This window comes from Hypericibacter terrae (assembly GCF_008728855.1).
GTDB classification, from domain to species: domain Bacteria; phylum Pseudomonadota; class Alphaproteobacteria; order Dongiales; family Dongiaceae; genus Hypericibacter; species Hypericibacter terrae.
Genome location: NZ_CP042906.1, coordinates 106,244 through 126,134, shown reverse-complemented (window position 1 = coordinate 126,134; position 19,891 = coordinate 106,244). Strand labels below are relative to the sequence as shown.

At 64.2% G+C, this 19,891-nt stretch carries 13 protein-coding genes; 1 reads left to right on the top strand and 12 read right to left on the bottom strand.

Features of this window, described 5'->3' with window-relative positions:
• Window positions 1–23 precede the first annotated feature (23 nt).
• From FRZ44_RS00605 to FRZ44_RS00550, 12 genes are all read right to left on the bottom strand, one after another.
• Window positions 24–1,595: a formylglycine-generating enzyme family protein gene (locus FRZ44_RS00605; protein WP_151175353.1), complete on the bottom strand. Its 1,572-nt coding sequence runs from the start codon at window positions 1,593–1,595 to the stop codon at window positions 24–26.
• Window positions 1,552–2,769, bottom strand: coding sequence for an ABC transporter permease (locus FRZ44_RS00600; protein ID WP_151175352.1), 1,218 nt, complete (start codon window positions 2,767–2,769; stop codon window positions 1,552–1,554). Before FRZ44_RS00600 ends, FRZ44_RS00605 begins: the two co-directional genes overlap by 44 nt.
• A complete protein-coding gene (locus FRZ44_RS00595; protein ID WP_151175351.1) occupies window positions 2,766–3,485 on the bottom strand; it encodes an ABC transporter ATP-binding protein in 720 nt (239 codons plus the stop codon). Before FRZ44_RS00595 ends, FRZ44_RS00600 begins: the two co-directional genes overlap by 4 nt.
• 23 nt (window positions 3,486–3,508) lie before the next feature.
• Window positions 3,509–5,524, bottom strand: a complete 2,016-nt coding sequence (locus FRZ44_RS00590) for a vWA domain-containing protein (protein ID WP_151175350.1) — start codon at window positions 5,522–5,524, stop codon at window positions 3,509–3,511.
• A complete protein-coding gene (locus tag FRZ44_RS00585) occupies window positions 5,521–6,549 on the bottom strand; it encodes a tetratricopeptide repeat protein (RefSeq protein WP_151175349.1) in 1,029 nt (342 codons plus the stop codon). The genes FRZ44_RS00590 and FRZ44_RS00585 overlap by 4 nt, the downstream gene beginning before the upstream one ends.
• A 47-nt stretch (window positions 6,550–6,596) precedes the next feature.
• Window positions 6,597–9,191 carry a virulence factor SrfC family protein gene (locus FRZ44_RS00580; RefSeq protein WP_191908334.1) on the bottom strand — a complete coding sequence of 865 codons (2,595 nt, stop codon included), beginning with the start codon at window positions 9,189–9,191 and terminating at the stop codon, window positions 6,597–6,599.
• Window positions 9,192–9,282: 91 nt separating this feature from the next.
• Window positions 9,283–12,297 (bottom strand): virulence factor SrfB, encoded by a 3,015-nt coding sequence (locus FRZ44_RS00575; RefSeq protein ID WP_151175347.1) that lies wholly within the window; start codon window positions 12,295–12,297, stop codon window positions 9,283–9,285.
• A gap of 51 nt (window positions 12,298–12,348) precedes the next feature.
• Window positions 12,349–13,713 carry an SrfA family protein gene (locus FRZ44_RS00570; protein ID WP_151175346.1) on the bottom strand — a complete coding sequence of 455 codons (1,365 nt, stop codon included), beginning with the start codon at window positions 13,711–13,713 and terminating at the stop codon, window positions 12,349–12,351.
• A 1-nt stretch (window position 13,714) separates the two neighbouring features.
• Window positions 13,715–15,301, bottom strand: a complete 1,587-nt coding sequence (locus FRZ44_RS27475) for a VWA domain-containing protein (RefSeq protein ID WP_151175345.1) — start codon at window positions 15,299–15,301, stop codon at window positions 13,715–13,717.
• Between the two features lie 92 nt (window positions 15,302–15,393).
• Window positions 15,394–16,416, bottom strand: coding sequence for a S1 family peptidase (locus tag FRZ44_RS00560; RefSeq protein WP_191908333.1), 1,023 nt, complete (start codon window positions 16,414–16,416; stop codon window positions 15,394–15,396).
• Between the two features lie 234 nt (window positions 16,417–16,650).
• Entirely contained in the window at window positions 16,651–17,199 is a 549-nt protein-coding gene (locus FRZ44_RS00555) for a hypothetical protein (protein ID WP_151175343.1), read from the bottom strand.
• 7 nt (window positions 17,200–17,206) lie between these two features.
• Window positions 17,207–17,977, bottom strand: a complete 771-nt coding sequence (locus FRZ44_RS00550) for a hypothetical protein (RefSeq protein WP_151175342.1) — start codon at window positions 17,975–17,977, stop codon at window positions 17,207–17,209.
• An 844-nt stretch (window positions 17,978–18,821) separates the two neighbouring features.
• Here FRZ44_RS00550 and FRZ44_RS00545 point away from each other — a divergent pair.
• A complete protein-coding gene (locus FRZ44_RS00545) occupies window positions 18,822–19,808 on the top strand; it encodes an alpha/beta fold hydrolase (RefSeq protein WP_151175341.1) in 987 nt (328 codons plus the stop codon).
• Window positions 19,809–19,891 lie beyond the last annotated feature (83 nt).

The window sequence follows — 19,891 nt, the reverse complement described above, 5'->3', positions numbered from 1 at the left end:
CAGGCCGGCTCGCTGACGCCGCCTCACTTTCCGTCGCTTGCCGCGAAGTCAGCAAGCCAGGCATCTTGCTCGACGATGTGCTTCTTCGTGAAGTCATCGACATGCTTGCGGAACAGGTCCACGAAATCAATCAGGTAAGACACTTGAGCCGCCTGCAGCTCCGTGACCAGAACAGCACCGCCTTCGTCCAACAGCGCCGGATCGAAGTCGTCCGAAACCCGGATCACGAGATCGCTGTAGAAATTCATGTTCTTCCTGATCGTTTCCTCGTCTTTCTCGATGCGATCCCGGATCTGGGCGGAGAACTTCTCGTCGAAGAGCCCCTTGTCCAGGTTGCTCTTGTCGAGCGCGACGGCATGAACATCCTGCTGCAGTTTGGCTGCCAGCCATGCGCCCAGTCTCAGCATGGTCCGCGCGGAGCGCTGCTTCTGATCCTCGAGCTCGAGGATGTCGGCCTTCACTTTGGCGGCGAGGCGCTCCAGCCGCTCCTTCATGGCGCTGCCGGCGTCTGCCAGTTCGGTCAGGGACTGGATTTCCTTCACAGGATCGTCGCTCGCCGCGGCGGTCGACGACGCCGCGTTGGCCGACCCCAGGCGATCCCACTCCGCCCGTGCCTCGGCAATATCGTCCTGGTTGTTGAGTGCAGCCGCCGAAACGACCAGGCGGAATCCCGTGGTCTTCGACCGGCGCGGCCCCTGCTCCGAATAAGGCTGGAACTCGCTGCGGCTCGATGACCTGATCGCGTCCATCGACGTCAGATAGTTTCCGCCCTTGATGATATATCCGCCCGGCCGGCCCAGCATCCTGGTGACACGGTTCAAGCGGAACAGGTCGATCGTGAATTCATCCGCATTGCCCAGCATATCGTAGAGCCCAAGAGGGTTTGGCTTGAGCAAGCCCGTCAGCTGCAGCTTTCCATTGGACGAGCCCGATCCGGAGAACCAGACGTATTTTTCCATGCCCTCCGGCATGGGGAAGGTACGCTCCTCGAACTCCGACGGCGATACCGCAACGCCGCCGCGGGCGGCATATTCCCACTCGGTTTCCGTGGGCAGGCGCAGGAAAGCCGTGCTGGAGCCGGCGCTGGGCAGCGACCGCGCCGCGTTCTTGATCAGCCAGGTGGAGTATTTTTCGGCGAATTCCATGGCTTCCAGCCAGGTCTTCTCCACCACTGGCCGTCGCCCGATCAGCGTCGCCTCGGGGCAATTGGGGTCGGTCATCGTGTTGTACTGGAGATCGGTGGTTTCATATTTGGCAATCAGGAAATAGCGTCCCTGAGATTTGTCGGCGAAGGGGGCGGACAGATATTCCGAGTGCCGGTATTCGGAGAACGCGTACTCCTTGTCGCTGTCGCCAAGCTGCACCTGATAATCGTCGAGAATTTTGACGCCCGGGACAACGACCGGACGGAAGACCATCGCTCCGCCGCAAGGCATCGGCAGCACCACGTCGTCGGTTGCCGGGGTGGGATTGAAGAGCTTCTCGGGCCAGGCTGTCTGCGCGTTCGCGCCGACGGCCCAGCCGAGCATGGCGAACGCCAGCACAGCGACTCTAAAGGGTCCGGAGGCTTTCGCCGGGTTCGATGCGAACGACATTGAATCCTCCAATGACGGCGGCGATCGCGGCGACGATAATTGTTGTCGCGCCGATTGCCGCAATCTCCACCAGACCCAGTTGGCAGACCACGCCTTCAGCCAGAAGGCTTGAGGCGAAAGCCCAGTTGAGGATGCGAGATCCGGCAAAGAACAGCAGGGTGGAGATCCCGAACCCGAACCCCGCGATCATGACCGCTTCGATGACCGGCAACATCAGGACACCGATCTTGGTTATCCCGATGAGCCTCAGGATGCTGAGGTCGCGCCGGCGTCGCTCGAGATTGGCCCACTGGCTTGCCACGACCGAAAGCAGATAGCCGCTCCCGCCGACCGTCGCGATGATCGCGAAGGCGATGCCCAGCGACCTGTCGAGCAGCTTGACCGCCGCGATATCCTGACTGCGCGTCCTGACGGAGAGGCCGGTGCGGCCGACCAGCTCCGCCAGCGGTGCGACGTCATCGATGGTCCTGGCGAAGATGCGCGCGGACGCGAAATCGCGGCCGGCCGTCGCCGTCCCGGCGACCGCCGCAAGCTCCTGAACGGTCCCATCGCGGAAATCCTCGGTCGCGACCAGCAGGCCGGGCACCACGAACGCCGAATCCTGCTGAACCAGCCCCACGGGAGCAATGGCGACGACCTTCATCGACAGCTGCTTCAATTCGTTCTTGCCGTTCAAGCGTCGCGTCACCAGCAACCCGATCTCGTCGCCCTTCCGGACGCCCAGATCTTCCGCGACCGATGCGGAAAGCACGATTTCGTCGGTCGCCGCCGGCGGTTCATCCTGGCCAAGCAAAGGGTCGCCCGGACCCGTCGGTATCAGTTGGACAGCGCTCGCCATGCGCCTCTCGGCGCCCAGAGTGACCAGATTGACGGTGGCCGACAGGGAGCGCGTGGTCGGCACCAGGAACCCGATCAAGCCCGACTCCCCGATCTTGGAGAACCACTCCGGCGTGAGCTGATAGTTTCCGGCGACCACAATCTCGAGATTGCGCGGATCTTCGCTCAACTTCTCCACAAGGCCGTTGATGACCCCGAAGCGAAGACCCGCCGTCAGCATGACCGGCACCAGGACGGCGACGAGCCCGAACACGTAGCAGGCGATCAGCCGCCATTCGAACACCGCCCCGCGGAGCGCAAGGATCGGCACCTGAAGCGATGCCCGCGCCCGGCTCATTCGGACACCACGCGGCTGGCGACGGTATCGCCATCGCCACCGGATTCGTCAACCTCGACCCGCAGCATCTGCGCCACGCCATGCTTCAAAAGCTGATCGTCGTGAGTGGCGACAATCGGCGTCGTTCCTTGGGATGGGGCGTAATCCAGCAACAGCTCCATGACGGCCGTCCCGCTCACGGGATCGAGCGAGGCCGTGGGCTCGTCCGCGAGGATCATGCGCGGACGATGGGCCAGAGCACGGGCAAGCGAGACCCTCTGCCGCTCGCCCATCGACAATTGATTGGGGCTCATTTGCAGGAGCCGGGAAATTCCCAGGGCGCGCGAAAGCTGGTCGAGATATCCGGGCTTCTCGACGTCCGCGAGACGCGCCGGCAACAGGATGTTGTCCGCCACGGAGAGATAGGGCAGCAGACCGCCAGTCTGCGGCATGTAGCCCAGATATTGCCGTCTCAGCATCGTCAGCGCTTGGTCGTCCCTGCGTTCCAGCAGCGCGCCGACGTCGATCGGCTCTCCAGCGGCACGGAACAGAAAGCGGCCGACGCGTTCAGGGCGCAGCACCAGCCCCAGGACATCCATGAGGGTGCTTTTTCCGGAACCGCTGCGGCCGCGAATCAGGGTCGGCCGGTCGGGCAGCAGGACCAGCCTGTCGACGGAGAGCTGGAAGCGGGATCGGCCGTGTCGACGCGAGACAACGAGTCCGTCGAGTTCGAGCAAGGTCGAAGATGCCGAATCCGCTGTCACGGCATAGCGTCTAGCGGCACCGGGTAGACGGCCTCGCTCGCCGGTGCGTTCGGCGCCAGCTTCACCCAGCTGTCCACGTCGTCGTTGAACTGCTGATACATCGCCAGCTTGCGCTCGATCTCATCCAGGAAATATTGCTGCTCGGAGATCGACCAGCTTTGCCAGATGCCCTGATCTATGCTCATGACCTTGCTCTTATAGGGCAAGTCGCTCAGATACTCGTCCAGGAGGCCGAGATCGCCGAGCCTGACGGCGTTGGGATCCTTGAGCTTCGTCGGATCGCGGCTGACCGTGGCGGCAGCCGAGCGTATGGCGTCGAAGAATCCCGCAGGGTCCAGCTGCTTGGTCTTGCCGACATCCAGAACCGTGCGCAGGACCTGCTGCAGGTCGCTGAGCTGGCGTTTGGTCAGCAGGACGCGGACATCCATGGTCGCCACATCGGGCTTTGCAAAGTCGCGGTCGGAGGCCCATGCGTCGACGAACTCCGGCGTGGTCGTCTTGGCCAGGCGGCCCAGATAGGCGAGCTGCATGGCATACCCGACCGCGGCGACATCCGACTTGATCCGCGTCGCGTCGTCGGTCGACGCCGGCGCGGTCTGCACCCCAGCGGGGGACAGCCCGCCCGCGTTCGCCGTCTTTACCTGCTCGACGATCGCCTGGGACAGAACGCCGATGACCTTGCCGAACTGATCGACATTCCCGCCCTCGACCGGGTAGAGCAGGGGCCGGCTGGTCTCGCTGTTCTTGCTGAGGGCGCCATATTGGGCCTCGGCTTCCTTGTGATTGCTCGCGCCCTCCGGGGTGAGAAGGTGAACGGTGTAAATGGCAACACCGCGTTCCTGTGCGAGCAATCGCACCTGCTCGCCGTTCATCCCGGTGCTGGAATACTCGTCCTTGCCCTCCAACGCTCCGGCATCGGTGATGAGCACGATGTAGCGGCCACCGAACGCCGACCAGTCGATATCGTTCAGGGCGGCGACCACACCGGCGTAGGAATCCTCGCTGAAACGCGCAGTCGAGGCGTTGGCCGGCGCGAGCTTCTTCACGCTCTCGAGAAAGCTGTCCTTGCCCGTCGCTTGGCTCGGGTCGACAAAGACCTTGGTCAGGTACTCGATGTCGGTCTTCTCCTTGGTCTTCGAGCGGAAGGCCACAAGGCCGAATTTGACGTTGGCGCCGGTGTCCTGCTTCTGGATTTGGTCATATATCCCGGTGACGACCTTCTTGGTCTGATCGATGTAGGGACCCATCGACTGGGTCGAATCGATCACGAACACCACAGCCGCGCTGAAATTCCGCAACATATTGTCGGTATCCGGGGCCGACAGCGACGGGGCGGCGGGTTCCTTCCCGGCCTCGACGCCGCCCGTGATCGAAGCCAGATGGAGTTCGCGCATCTCATAGCCGGCGCCGGTCATCGTCTCCTTGGCGTCCAGGATCGGCAGCAGATAGAACTGGTGCTGGATATCGATGAAGGTCTCGGGCTCCTGGGCAACGACGGGGAAATCGTCGGGCGTCGATCCGCCGGCGATCCTCTGCCGCAGGGCGCCGGCGGCGGCGCCCGGATCCTCTGCGTTGATCACGGCCTCGAGGTCCTGCTGATTCCGGAAGATCAAGGTTCGGTCTCGTTGCGCCGGATTGGTGAAGGCGAGGGCCAACTGCTGCTTCCAGGCGACTGTCTGGCGACCGTCGATCCAGCCGGCGGTAATGCCGTCATCCGCCGCACCCACCAGCAGCCAGTCGGCGCCGGCCACATTCCGCCGCTCATAAACATAGAACGAGCTCATCGCCGGCACGGGAGTGCCGGTGGTATCGCCTGCCGCGGCATGGATGGAGGCGCCAGGATAGGTGAGGATCCGCTGATAGAGCGTCTGCTTGCCCTCGATCAGCAGCGGTTTGCCCTGCGCCAGCGCATCGCGCCCGCCGCCCGCCACGCCAACCAAAACTGTGATGAACAAGATCGCGACAATGACCGACAGGCTTGCCCGGTGGTGGTCTGCGACCCTGGTGATCATTGCCCGAGCTCCTTCAGCTTTTTTGCCGCGTCGGCGTCGCCCTGATCGCTCGCCTTCTTGAGATTCTCGATTCCCATGGCGAAACTGCTGGAGTTGAGTCCGTTGCGTGTCTGCAGGATGCCGAGGCGGCGCTGCGCCTCGACAATGTTTGCCGCCGCGGCCTTGGCATACCAATAGGACGCCGTCTCCGCATTGGCTATGGTGCTGTTGCTGTTCGCCGGCTCGGTCGGATCGTAGAGCCGTCCCAGCGCCAACGCCGATTCCATGCTGCCCTTGTCGACCGCCTGCCGGTACAGGTAGAGGGCTCCCTCCCTGTTGCCCTCGGCCACCATGCCGTCGGCCTTGCTGACCAGCGCCTCGGCCGTCGGATTGGTATCCATGAATCGCTTGAGCTCGTCGCGCAGAGACAGCTCGCTCGAAGATTCCGGCGGCGAGCCATTCGACACGGTCCCCGCCCGATCGCGATAGACCCACCAGGCGAGCCCACCCCCAACCACCAGCAGCGCCACCATGACCGCCAGAAGCATCCCGCGTCTCGATTGTGGCGCGACGGGCGCGATCCGTGATGGCGGCGCAATGGGGATCTCGGGCGGCTCGACGATCGGTATGTCGGGCGGCGCAGGCGGTTCCACCCGCGGGATTTCCTGCGGACGAACTCCCGGCCGTGCCCGCGCGCCCGACGACAGCAACGGCGCCTGGCCCGCCGCGGCAAGCGCCAGAACCGCGAGCTTTCCACCGCCACGCAAATTGAGCCGGAACGTACTCCGCGTCAGGGTCGTGACAATCGGGTCCACGATCTCGGGACCGATTCGGAACTCGAATCCCTCGCCCATCGACAGGAGATCGGCCGGACCGAGGCTGACCCAATGATCGGGGGAGGCCTGCCACTCCCCGTCCGGCGCCAGGTAGGAATCCGGCACCTGGTTGCGCTGGATCTGAAAGGCTTCGAGCGGCGCCGGGGTTCCCTTCCCCAGAACGCGAATGATGGCCGTGCCCGGCCCGGAGCCGATGATTTCTGCGCGCATTTTGCTAGCGACCTTGCCGTCTCTCTGACTTCGCCGCCCCAAAATGCCTAAGTTCTAGCGGCACGGGAGACAAGAGCCATGATCTCGCCAAGCCGTTGGTTCTGCTCCTGCGTGATTTCGGATCCTTCCTGGAATCCAGCATTGTCGACGATCAGCTGCTTCAGTGCGCTCAGCCAGTCCGTGATGAAAAGCAGCCGGGGCACGCCGATCCGCTCCTCGCTGAACTGAGGCATGCCTTCGGCAGCCGGCTCGGTCGCAAAAACGCGTCGATGGTCGATGAACAGGTTGTTCAGCCCCCGTCCCCCCAGCGTCCCGAGATGCGTGACATAGTCCGAGATCACCCGTGCGGCGATAAGGGCCTGCTCATCGACAAATTGCGTCCGACGCCTGGCGGCAACCCCCTCGGCCAGATTGCAAGCGGCGGCGATCTTGCCGGGGATGGCGAGGCGCAGAGCGCCCGCGAGAATCTCGTCGGTCAGGATCTCCACCGCCCTCGAACTGATCGAGAGGTATCGGACATAGGCGGCCGAGCGGGGAATGTCGCGCAGCTGGGCGAGCCAGCTGTTCGTGACCGCGTTGGCAAACTTTCGGGCCCGCTCGCTGGTGGCGGCCGCTGGCCTGATGCCGTCGCCGGCGGCTTTGCCCGCCAGCCCCTTGGCCTCCAGCTGTCTCAGCAAGGCACCGCCCGCCGCCGGTTTGCTCTTGGACGGCGCGTTGGGCGCCATCGAATCGACCCGCAGATAACTGGAGCGGCATTGCTCCGCATCCAGCAGCATGGCGTTGAGGAGCTCCGGAAAGCGTTCGGCCCGGTACTCGTCGCTGTTCATCGCCGCGATGACCTCGTCGGCGCGCCGATTCTTGGCCGCGACATCGGAGCTCGCGTCGCCCCGGTAATAGGGCGACAGCAACTTGATCAAGTCGTTGGCCAGGGCCGAGATCTGCTCCGCAATGCGCTGGCGCTTATATTCCGGGTCGGCTGCGCGCCGCAGATAGTCGATCACCCGACCGATGCCGCCGTCGTTGGGTGCCAGCATCGCTTCCCATGCCGGCTCCGGGTCGAGGACGTGGCGGGCGATCTCGCGACTTGCCAGGAAATAGTTCCGGATCTTGCCGATGCGCTCCGCCTGTGCCGGCGCGATCCCGATTTCCAGGCCGTCCTTCTGGGCGAACAGGATGCTGGGCACGCCCGGCTTTCGCACCAGGAACAGATTGCTGAACGGCTTGCCGTCCCAGTTGCCGACCCAGTCGAGGCTCCTGAATCGCTCCAGCACCATATGCACGACGTTGTCCGCCATGACTTCCAGGATCTCCGGCGTCTCATTGGCGGAAGGCTGGAGCTTCAGATCCCACATCGTGGTTACGACCAGCAGCCCGGCAGCGCGCCGCGCACGTGTCGCCGCATCGGCGCCCTGGGTCGACTTGACCCAGGTATCGACCACGGCACCGATCGTCGTGACATCGCTCTGCTTGGTGCTGGGGGCGCACAGGATCAAGAGATTCATTTCCTGATCCTCGGTGTATCGCTCGAACAGGAAGCCCACCTTGCCCCGCAGCCACAATTCATAGGCAGCGTGGCCCGCCCCCTCCTCGACGCCGGGTTTCTTGATCTCGCCGGCATCCTGGATCTGCAGCCGGCCCCGGTAGCCGGGAAAATCCAGGAGATCGACGTTCTCCAGCACATCGGCCTCCGGGCGCTCGGTCAAGGTGAAGCGCAACTCCGTTGTGAGACCGGCGAGCAGCCCGCGCCGGATGCGGCGTTCGGAGGTCATCCCGGCGTCCAACCGCGCGAGCACCCGGATCTCGTCGCCTCCGTCGCCATCGAGCAGCTTCAGGATGTCGACATTGTTGATGCACTTGGCCTGAACCAGCTCGCCATTCCCGCCCTGCTCCACCAGGGCCGCGAGCTCGCAAAAGAGGGAGCCGCAATGCCCGACCGACGACAATGCGGATTGGAGATCGAGATAGAGCCGGGTCAAGGCCGGCACGTCGCCCCAGAGGACGCCGAACAGCCTGGCGCGATCCGCCGGCTCGAGATAGGGGGCGAGCTCGACGGCGCTCGGCCAATAATTGCCGCGCAACTGCTGTTGCGAGCGCCGGGACATGCGCTGGAAATAGTCCATCAGATCGACCACATCGTCGGTCGATATGCCGGCGACGGCATGATCCCTTCGCCGGCCGCGCAGCTGGGTCAGCAATGTCGCGAGCTTGGCGGGGTCGTGGTCGGGCGCCAGGGCCTCCTGGTCGAAATCGTTGATGAAGCTGTTCCACAGCACCTTGATGACATCCGGCTCCGAGAGCAGCTCGACCTCGACCGGGAAGTCATCGGGTGCCTGGCTGGGCGCGCGCGTGAAGCGCGTGACCAGGCCCGTCGCCTCCTTGCCGCCGCCAGGCGGGTTGACATGTTTCATGAAATCGAGCGTGGCACGGCCCATGCGGGATTCCAGCCGCCCCGTGCTGCCGCGCGCCAGGGAATCCACCAGGAACGACTTCCCGGCCTGGCTGATGCCAAAGACGCCGATCGAAAGCGGCCGCGCGGCCGCGCGGCCCAGGCGCCGGCACCTGTTGCGCCACCGTCTCAGATCCTCGACCAGCGAGTCGGCGACACGGTCGAGCGAGGTCGCCGTCTCCCTCACTTCGTCCACCCAATCGATGGCCTCGCCCAATGCCCGATTTATGACGGCACAGGAGTCGATGGACTTATTCGCCTGGTCTATCGACATTGTTGCTCCCTGCTCACTCGAACACCGTTCCCGTATCCAACCAGTAACCCGCGGTACCGTCGCGTGGGTCGTTCAGAGTGTTGAGACGTAGCTGCAGCATATCACGGCTGATGTTCCGGCCCTCCTTTCCATCCGGCTCGCGGATGGCAACCCGCGCAATCCGAAACCGATCGTTGCCGATATCGCGCGCGGCTTTGGCGCGGCGGTCGCCGCCGGCCCGATCCTTCTCCAGGGTGACCAGAAGCACATGCTCATGCAGCTCCTGGCGGACATCCTCGCGATAGGTGAGGAAATAGAGCGGCGTGCCGAGCCAATGAGGCGAAGCGAGCTGCCGAAACCCGAGCCTGGCCGGCCCGGCCATGGGAAACGGCTTGGCCGGAAGTTGAAAATCCGGATCGTCGAGGTCGAGGTCGGTGAAATAGACGTCGTCGGCGCCGATGACGTTGCGCTCGTCCAGCCGGCCGAAATATCGCATCGTCGATTTGAGATCGAAGCGGCTTGCCAGGAGATTGAAGTTGGGCAGCCGTCCCGCCGCCAGCACACAGATCATCGCGCCGACCGCCGCTGTCGTCTTGGGGTCGTGGATGCGCCCATGCTTGTGGAACGGATACCAGCTGCCGGCGCGGTAATTGTGCAGCGGGATGATCCGATCGGGTGTCAAGGGCATCAGGGATCGCAGCAGCTCGGGGATGGCCGGCAGCCGCGACGGCCGCCCCGTCAGCAGGAGGACGTCGCAGTTGTATTGGGCGACGATATCCGACAGCGAGCTCAGCGCCCCGTGAAGATCGAAGTCGGGGCTCACGACCTGCTCATGGATGCGCTCGAGGTCGATTGGAACGGGCACGTTCATGACGTCGAAGTTCTGCAATCCGCCGGAGGCCTTCCGGATCCCGGCGTCGAAATACTCGATCGCGCGCCGATGCGGCTGGGCATCGAGCGGCAGCAGCTGGCGCAGCGGCAGGGTCACCACGTCCGCGCCGACGACCGGATCGTAGGTTTCGTAACGATGCAACAGCGAAAGGCCGGCGGGCATCAGAATCTGCAACGTGAACTGATGCCGCAGCATCTGCCGCTGGACATCCAGATTCTCGCCGCCGATCAGCTCCGACATCACCGAGGGCACCTCGGCAACGCCGAGCGCCGACACCGCCGCCGATATCGCCGGCAGGATCTGGGTCTGGATGATGTGCAGGAGGATATCGTCTCCGGCCAGCTTGAACCCGTCCCGGAACAGCTGCTTGGGCTCGATCATCAACGCGTTGGCGTCGGCCTGCTTGAGCTCGAAATCCGTCACCACCAGATCGGTGGTGCCGCCGCCGATATCGATCGATGCGATGCGCAGGCGGCCGTCGTCCTGCCACACGTCGCGACGGCGCATCACGCTGAAGAACCGCTTCGTGTCCCCGCCAAAATGGTTGACGCATTCGGACAGCAGATAGACCACCTGCCCGCAAGTCACCTCGTCCCACTTCATGATCACCGTGGGGAAGGCGGGAAAAGGTCGCTGCGCCTCGTCATCCGGCGCCGCATCCTCGGCATGCCATCCCATGGACTTCCACAAGAGCACGACCGCATCGTCCATGCGGTTCTTGAAGTTGCGCTGCTCCGGCAACGGCATCGACGGCGGCACCGTCAGCACGACACGGCGCAGCTGCCGCGGAAGCCCGGCATGCTGCTGTCGCATCCGCTGCATCGGGCTGTTGATCTGCGAGAGCGCCTGCATCAGCACTTCCGCCAGCATCATCGTCATCAGCGAGCTTCGCGAATAGTGCGGAATGAACACCGGCATGGCGTCGGCATTTTCCGCCCTGAACAGCGACCGGCCCGCTTCGTCGATGAACTTGCAGAACGGCTGCGCGGTCGCCAGCGGCTCATGCGCCTCGAGGCCGTAGGTGTGGTTGAAGCGCCAGCCCGGCGCATAGGGCTCTTCATCCCACAGATAGCGCTTCGGGCTGCTGAGACCGGTCGCGCCTTCCATGCCGCGACGGCTCGATGCGAGGCGCAGGGCCTCCGGCCCGACCCGGGCGATCGTCGGCCAGTTGAATGCGCTGGCCCGCCCGCTCAGGCTCGAAATGTTATCGAGACCGAAGCTGGCATGGTTGAATTCCATCCGGCTTTCGAAAGGCTCGCTATAGGTGAGATGCGGCTCGGAAAGATCGCGCAGCGTCAGCTCATATCGATTGCTGGTCCAGTTGGTGTCCTGCGAATGCTCCTCGATCAGGATGCCGCAGGTCCGCGAGTTGCCGACATCGAGCACGAAGTCGACATTGATCGGCGCATGCACGGTGTCGTCCCCGTTGCTGCGCAGGGTCAGGCGCGGCAGGCCGGAAAACTGGCCGAGTATGCCGAGATAGGCGAGATAATGGGCGACATCGACCTGGCGCCTGATCTCGAGCTCGACCTCATCCTCGTCGATCCGGAGCTGCTTGGACGCGGACAGACGAAATGTCTCCGACACCCATTCTGAAACCCATCGCTGCTGGACGAAGGGGATCGGCTCGGCACCGATCCAAGCCAGCATGAAGGTATGGCCGGCGCCGACGTCCTTCTGCTCCGGCGCCAGATACTCGATCGCGCTGTCGCGCAGAGGCGGCAGGATCGTGGTATCGAAGGCGATGGTGACGCGATGGCTATGCCCGTCCTCGTCAGGCTGGGCGAGGGCCGTCACACGGGCGCGTACCCAGTTGGTGGGACCCAGATCGAAGCTTCGCCCCGGGCGGACCCGAAGGACCGGGATCGGCATCCAGCGCCGGTCGAACAAGCTCAGGGTGTCGGCGATCGGGATCTCGAGCGTGGGCCGGATGCTGGCGCGCGATACCTCGGGGCCCGCACCCGCGCGCGGCGCGCAATAGACGCCGTCCCGCTCGTCATAGTCGAGGCGGAAAACCGTGCCGTTCGAATCCTTGGCGAACCCCGACGCCGGAAGGCGATTCGCGTGGGCGAGGTTCAGCCCGAAATCCATGAACTGGACGCCGCTGTTCGCAATCAGCGCGGCGTTCTCGCCAAACTTACTCAGCTCCGCAAGCATCCATGTCTCCAGATCCGCAGTCCAGGCGCCCGTCACGCCGCGCCGAAAGCATCATCGTCCGAGCATGACGTCGAAGTTGCCCTGATCGGGGCCATAGGTTCCGCGGCAGCGTGTCTTGCCGCTCGACGGGTCCTTCTCGCAGGTGGTCGTGGCGCCGCGAAACGCCCCGCCGTTCGAACATCTCAGGATATCCTGATCCTTGATGATGACCCGGCCCTGATCGACCGTCGCCGTGGACGCGCCCTGACAGGTCGAGCCGTCGGACAGGCTGAGGGTCGTGGTGCCGTTGCCGTGGGAATCGAACTTGTAACTCATCATGGCGGCCTTGCCGTCCTTGTCCCTCAACCCGGAATCGGAACGCCATTCGCCGGCCAGGAAGGACGGATCGCTGGCATTGTTGGGAATAGTGATCGGATTGATCGGCGGTTGAGGCGGATTGTTGGCCTGATTGGCGGGATTGGTGGTGTCGCTGTCCGGTGCCGGCGGATTCTCGCCGTTCGTCCCCGGCGAGTTTTGATCCTGTGCGCCGGCGTCCGGCGGGGTGTTCTCGTTGCTCGCGGCGTCCGGAGCCGTCGAGCCGGCCGCGGGGCCGTTCGTGCCGTCGGCCGACGAAGGTGCCGGGATCGGGACGGTCGTCGTGGCCGTGCCGGTGCCATCGACGGCGGTGCCGCCGTTGACGATCGTACCGTCATGGATCACAACCCCATCCGGCCCGACGTCGCCGCTGTGCAGTTGGCCGAATTCCTGATCTTCGGGCTGCGGGCCCAGGGCGATCGGAAAGGCCGGCACGGTCAAGCCGAAGGGATGCCAGAACTGCAATCCTGCCCAAAGCAGCAGGAGCAGAAGCAGCGGTATCAAGGCGAGCGGGAGCCAGCGCCAGCTCGACCGCCCTACCGGATCGGGCAGTCGTGCGATGCCGGCCTCGGGCGGGGCGCCGCGCAATTCGCCAAGGACGTCCCGGCCGCGTTCCTCGCCCGCCCGCAGGAATCCCCAGAAGGTGATCACCGGCTTGTGACCGACGAGGAACAGATGGTTCTCGTCGGGGATTCGCGTCGACTGCTCCAGCAGGAGTCCGAATACGCGCTGGTCGCCCCCGGCGGCGCTGGCCCGGATCTTGCTCGCATGCTCGGCGATGCGCGCTCTGAACGTCTGGATCTGTGCCGTCAGCTGGGCGCGTTCCTCCGCGGAGGCTGCAGACCATGGAACGATGTCGCCATCGACCGGCGCATACCAGTCGATCGATTTGCCATCCGGATGATGCTTCGGTATGGCGAGAAAATCGGCAACCTCCTGACCGATCTGGCGCGAGATCGCGAGCCTGATCTGCGGGGCGGCCGTGAAGACCGGGTAGCCCACTTCACCCAGCGCGGTGTAGTCGCCGAGGTTTCCCGATTGCAGCAAAGGGCCCGAATACATTTCAGGGCTCCGTGACGCACTTCTTGGGGACCAACGTCTCTTGCGCGGCTTGTTGCATCGATTTCACGATCTCATCCGCGCTGTCCGCCCTGAATGCCCTGCCATGGCCGGCATTGGCGATGCATTGGGCCACTCGGGATCCGCCGACATCCACGACGTTGATCGTCAGGTTCGGGTTGTTGGCCATCGCCGCTTGCGCGGCGGCGCACGGATCCCCCTGACAGGTGTCTTCGCCGTCGGTCGCGACGACCATTATGGCCTTTCGGGTCCTGCTCATTGTGTTCCCTGCGCGCTCGATCGACCGGGCAAGGGCAGTTCCTCGTTCGGGCTGGAGAGCGTCGGTCGCCCGGATGAGGGCATCACGGCTCATGCTGCCGCCATTCACGATGGAATCGCAATTTGTGAAACTGATCAACCCCGTCACAACGTCACCGGGGAGGTGCTGTGCCATGTACCTGATCGAGGATTTGGCGGCGTCAAGACGCGTCGACCCGCCTGCATCCTCAGCCATGGACCCTGAAGCATCAACCACAAAATAGACCTGAGGCGCCTCCCAGGCCTTGCGTGTCGGCAGGACCTCCTCGCACTTCTGCTCCTCGAAGGGCGGGGGCGGCGATACCGCAGTCGACGGCGCCGGTGCCGGCGCCTCGGCGACCTGCTGGGAAGGAGCCGGCGGCGGTGCCGGCGCCTCGGTCGCGCGCTGGGGAGGTACGGGCGGCGGGGTCGGCGGCACGACCTTGGGCACCGTTGGTGCCTCCTGGACTGCCGGCGGGGCCGGCGGCACCGGGACGACCTCCGGGGCCGGCGCCGGCTCGGGCAGGGCCGGCACGACCGGTGCCGGCACGGAGGCGGGTGCGCATGCCAGAAGCTTCTCCTGATACGTCTTGATCAGGGCATCGAAAGCGGCCCGGTCGCGCTCGGCACGCGCCTGCTCGTCGAGCAATTGCTGCAGCAATGCCGGATCCGGTCCGACTGCCGTGGCCGGGGGTGTCGCGCATGTCGTCCAGAAGAACACCCTGCTGCCGTCCGAGGGGCATTCATGCGTGATCAGCCCGCTGAGCGGCTGCCACCCGAACCAGAGCGCCAGCAGCAGCGCCGCCAGGGCTGCCGGCCATAACAACCTCGTCCAAAGGAAGGGACGAGCGACGGGCGTCACCAGTTGGGACGAACGATGCCCCCACATCGTCAAGACCGGATCGCGCCCGATCACATAGACGAAATCCGGTCCGGGATACTCCGTGGCGTCATGGAGCAGGGCCGGCAAGTCTTTCTGGCTCGCGAGCGCCGGATGGGCCGCGAGCGCCCGAAGCTGTTCGATGCGGGTCCGCAGCAGCTCCCCGACAGCCGCCTGTTCGGCGGGAGCGAGTTCAGTAAGACGGATCGCCGTTCCGGGATTCGCCGAATACCATTCTATGCTCTGGCCGTCGGCGCTCGCCTCAGGCTGCGCCAGCAGCGTCGCCGCGGCCGGGGCCGCATACTGCCTGGCGATCGTCAGAATCCGATCCGACTGCTTCCATACCGGCTTGCCGCCAACCAGTATGGCGACCGCACTGTTCGCGCCGATCCTCGACAGTCTCTTGCGGCTCAACGGCGGACCTCGTCGCGAGAAAGTCGAGTCACACCGCTGGCGCTCGTCGTCGCCAGCAACAGAGGCTTTGCGCCGTCGCTGAATTCGCTCACCTAATTGGCTCCTGCGGCACAAGGAACGCCGAGCGGCACCGTCACGCCGTGCTGCCCCAGGAAGTCCCTGGCGACCTGGGCCGAGATCGCGAACTTGCCGGCGGCGCCGCCGCCGCCGTCGGTGATGAAGGTGTTGATGCCAAGCAGCTGCCCGCAAGCATTGATCAAGGGCCCGCCGCTGCTGCCGGGAGAAATTTCGGCGGAATGAACGATCATCGGCACATTGCCGTTCTGCTGAATCGTCGTGATCGTGCCGGACGACAGAACCGGTGAAGGCACCTGGCCGGCCTGGCCGCTCAACAGAGAAATCAACCCGGCATCGTTCGAGACCACGGAGTTCGGGAAGCCTGCCGCATAGACGCTCTCGAGCGGTTCCTGGCGAGGTGCGATCGCGAGAGTGGCCTGCGAAAGAGGCTGATCCAATCGGAGCAGAGCGAAGTCCTGACGATTGAACTCCGATGACGCGGTTTCCGCGACGAGCTTCGCCTGGAGGGGTCTCGGCTGCCCTGACTGAAGGACCAGGATGCCGCGCGGCCCGGCGCTCTCGATCACATGGCGACTGGTCAGAACGACGTCGGGGCCGACGACAATTCCCGATCCGAACCCACCCTCCGTCAGCACGAAGACCGTGAGGCCCTGAAGCCTCTTGGCAATCTCGGCGCGCGACAATGGCGTTGCCAGGTCGGCCGGCGGCGGGCTCAAGCTCACCGCCGTGGCGGCAGCCGGAAGATCCGCTGCCTGCGCCAGGGTCCCGGTCCCGTCCGTGCCGTTGCTGGCCTGGCGAGCGGCGGCGATCAACTCCTCGATTTTGGCCTTGGTCGCCGGATCGCAGACATTGAGCGAGATCAGCAGTTGGAGTTGAGTCAGCGATTCCGCAAAGGAATCATTCTTCGCTCGCAACGTCGTCAGCCGCTCGCGAAGCTCAATATTGGGATCGAGCGGCGGTGACGGGGCAGCAGGCGTGGCGACGGGCTGCGCTTCTTGCGCCCATCCGCCTGTCAATTCCGCCGAGAGCCCGATCATCCCGAGGGCCAGGATGACGGCTCCAATCCAGGGCCCGATCCGCAGCGGAGGTGGCGCCAACCGACACCGCCAGGCCGCCGGTCGAATATCCATGAGCCTAACCTTCCACCCGAGAGCGGTCGCCATTTGGCCACAGCATGAAGGCAACGACAACAATCACATGCCGATCTGCCACGACGACGACCCGGTCGCCCGGCCGTCGACGCGAGTTGCCGCTGGCCCGCGTTCCCGCTGTCACGCTCCTCCAGTAATCAGCAAGATCTGATTCTGGATATCGTTGTAGCGCTGCTGCAGCCGCTGGAGTTCTTGCTGGCGCTCGGCATCGGTGCCCGGCGTATTCTTGGCGATCGCCGCCTGCTGGCGAAGCTGCTCGGCGTCCTTCTGCAATTGCGCCAGCTCCTTCTGGTGGGAAGAGTTGCTCGCCGACTCCGCCGCGATTCTCTTCTTCATTTCGGCGATGTCCGCATCGAGCTTGTTCATATCTTTTTCAATCTGATCGGCCTGCTTGGTGAGATCCTCGTTCTTCATCTGCAGATCGGCGGAATCCTGCTGCTTCCGCTTGATATCATCCTGCGTGTTCTCCAGCGTCTGCTGGCGGGTCGTGACCCGCTGCTGGTAGGCGCCGCTATTCAGCCCGCTTTGGCCGCAGATATAGCCGCCCGTCCGGGGATCGTCGCTGCAGCTGCATCCGCTCATGGCTGCCGACAGCAGCGGCAGAACCAGGAACGCGGCAACCACGACCCATCGCCGCCGATGATGATGATGGAGACGATCAGGCTTCATGCAGCCGCTATCCGATCTGCGCAACCTTGCGCCGTTCGACGAGAACCTGCAGGGCCGAATCGGCCTCGGCGATCTTCTTGTTCAGATCCTCGATGTTCTTGTCCAGCTCGGCGGTGTTCAGGTTCTTGTCTGCCGCGTCATTATTGGCATCGCGCGCCGTTTGATAGGCGAGCTGGCGCTCCTTCAGCTGCGCGATGGTCCGCTCCATTTGCGATGTTGCGCTGTCGATCGATGCGAGCTGGGCCTTCGCCTCGTCGGCGCTGACCTTCTTGGCGTTATATTCCGCCTGCAGCTCATCGATCTGCTTGACGTTATAGTCGATCGAACTCTGGAGGTCCGATAGAAGCTTGTCCAGTTTCGCGTTGTCTTCCTGGGCGGCTTCGATCTGGCAGTTGAGTCGCGCCTCCTGGAGTGCGTAACGATTCTTCTGCTGAGCCGTGCCATAGCCCGACACGCCGCCGCCCACCGCCCCGGCGCCTGCGCCGATCGCGGCCGCCGTCCCGATCTGGGCTGCGTTGCCGCCTGAAGCCACGCCGAGCAGGGCTCCGAGCACAGCACCAACGCCGGCCCAGACGGCAGCACCCTCGGCTGTCGTTCGGGCGGTATCCGTGTCGACATCGTCTTGCGTGATTTTGTTGCACTTCTCGGGGCCGCCCTGAGCGACGTTTTGCGAGAAGTCCTGAGGGCCGGCTGACACGCACCCGCCCAAAACGAGAGAGGCCGACAAGGTGAATGCAAGGGCCGAACGCAGGCTTTCAGTTCCGCGATATCCCGTCATAACGCCGCTCCCCGATGACCACGAGGGTTGACCCCTCGGCTTGGTCCCGGCCCCCGTCCGGGGCACGGTCCCGCTGTCCGATCCTCTGCGCTCGCCCGGACATCTATCCTGTCCTGCGGAGAGCAGTCGACTGATTGTCTTCTACTCCTGGTAATCCCATCAGACATCTGTCGTTTTCGCACCAAAATAGCGAGCGGCGCGCCCATTCGTTCACAACAGCCAAGCCTGCAGCGAGTTCCGGCTTTCTGCTGTAATTGGCGCAACAACGGCCAATCGATGTCAACACGGCGTCAGGCCTCGAATCCTGCGCCATGAATCTCGCGACCTGGAGATTCTCTAGGAATCGAAACCGCAGAATGCGCCGGCTGGCCGGGAAACTCCCTGTGATGTCTGGTCGCCGGCTCAAGGCCCGGACGGCGGGAGGACTATCGGTAGTCAATAGGCGGACCGTTAGACCTATAGATAGTTGGGCCCTCCCTCGGAGACTGCGGTGGCAGGAGGACATGGCCGACGCGGGTCAACCGCGGTCAGGCCAGACGTCTGGAAGGATGCCGATCTATCCATAAAGCGACCTCCCACCCTCGCGCCGCTGCCCGCGCAGGAGCCATCTTCAGGGCACCACCATACACCCAAATCGCGGCCTCCGAGACGGTCCGCTGTCCTTATGGCGCAAGTGGTTCTGGCCGTCGAAGCTGCGGACGGGCGTCGAAGGTAGGATCGAAGCCTTAACGTATAGGTTGTGCCGCATCGTACCTGCGCCTTGTTCTCGCTTGAGACTCGATAAGGGAAAATTCTCTGCCTGCTGCAACAACAGGCTGTCATCGGCACGACGGCGTTCGATGACATGCGTCGCTCATCAGTAACGGAGAAAGGCATCGCGAGCCGGAGTCGGCAAGGCCGGTCGCTGGAATACGTTGCGTGCGCTGCGCGTGCTGAACTGGTACGAGACCTGAGATTCCAGGACGTCGGGTTGTTGAAGGCGCTGATAGCTTACTTCCAACAGGAGAGACGAATGCCTTTGTTCGCCGGATCTTCGGCCACAATTTCCTATGAACAGACCGGCAGCGGGCCGGACATCGTCTGGGTCGGCGGGGGCGGCGCCCGGGGGCGAGACTGGCAGCAGTTCCAGACGCCTCACTTCGACAGCGCATTCCGAAGCACGGTTTTCGACAATCGCGGCATCGGCAAGACAACCTCCAACGTCAGCCCGCCCTGGCTCATCGAGGATTTCGCCAGCGATGTCGCCGAATTGGTAGGCGGGGTCTGCGACGGCCCGGTCGCCTTCATCGGCTCGTCGCTGGGCTCGGCCATCGTCCAGCAGGTCGCGATCGATCGGCCCGAGCTGGTGCGCTGCGCGATCGTGATGGGGAGTGGCGCCTGGAGCACCGGCTGGGGCTGGGACTTTCAGGAAGCGGAGATCGAGTTTCGCAAACGTGGCGGCACGCTCGACGGCATGATGGGGGTCACGCATTATGCCAGCATGCTTTATCCGGCGCGCGCGCTGGGCGATCGCGAGCTCTGGCCGCGGCTGAAAGAGCTGCTGCTGGAATGGATCGAGTCGGGGGACAACGAGGAATCGCTCGTGCCGCAATGGGATGCGTCGTTGCGCTTCGACCAGCGCGAGCGGCTCCGGTCGGTTCGCGTGCCGGTGCATGTGATCGCCTTCGCCGAAGACGTGCAGGCGCCGCCGCAGGACGGCGAGGAACTGGCGGGCCTGATCCCGACGGGCGAATTTCACCTGCTGCCCGGCATGGGCCACGGCTCCTGGTATGGCCATGCGCATCGGGAGATCAACCCTTATATCGAAGGTATTCTCCGGCGCTACCTGTGACGCATGATCTGCTCGAGAGCAGAAAGCCGATGGGCCCGTTTGGATTCGTCGAGAACGGCTTCACGATGAAATAGACGGGATCG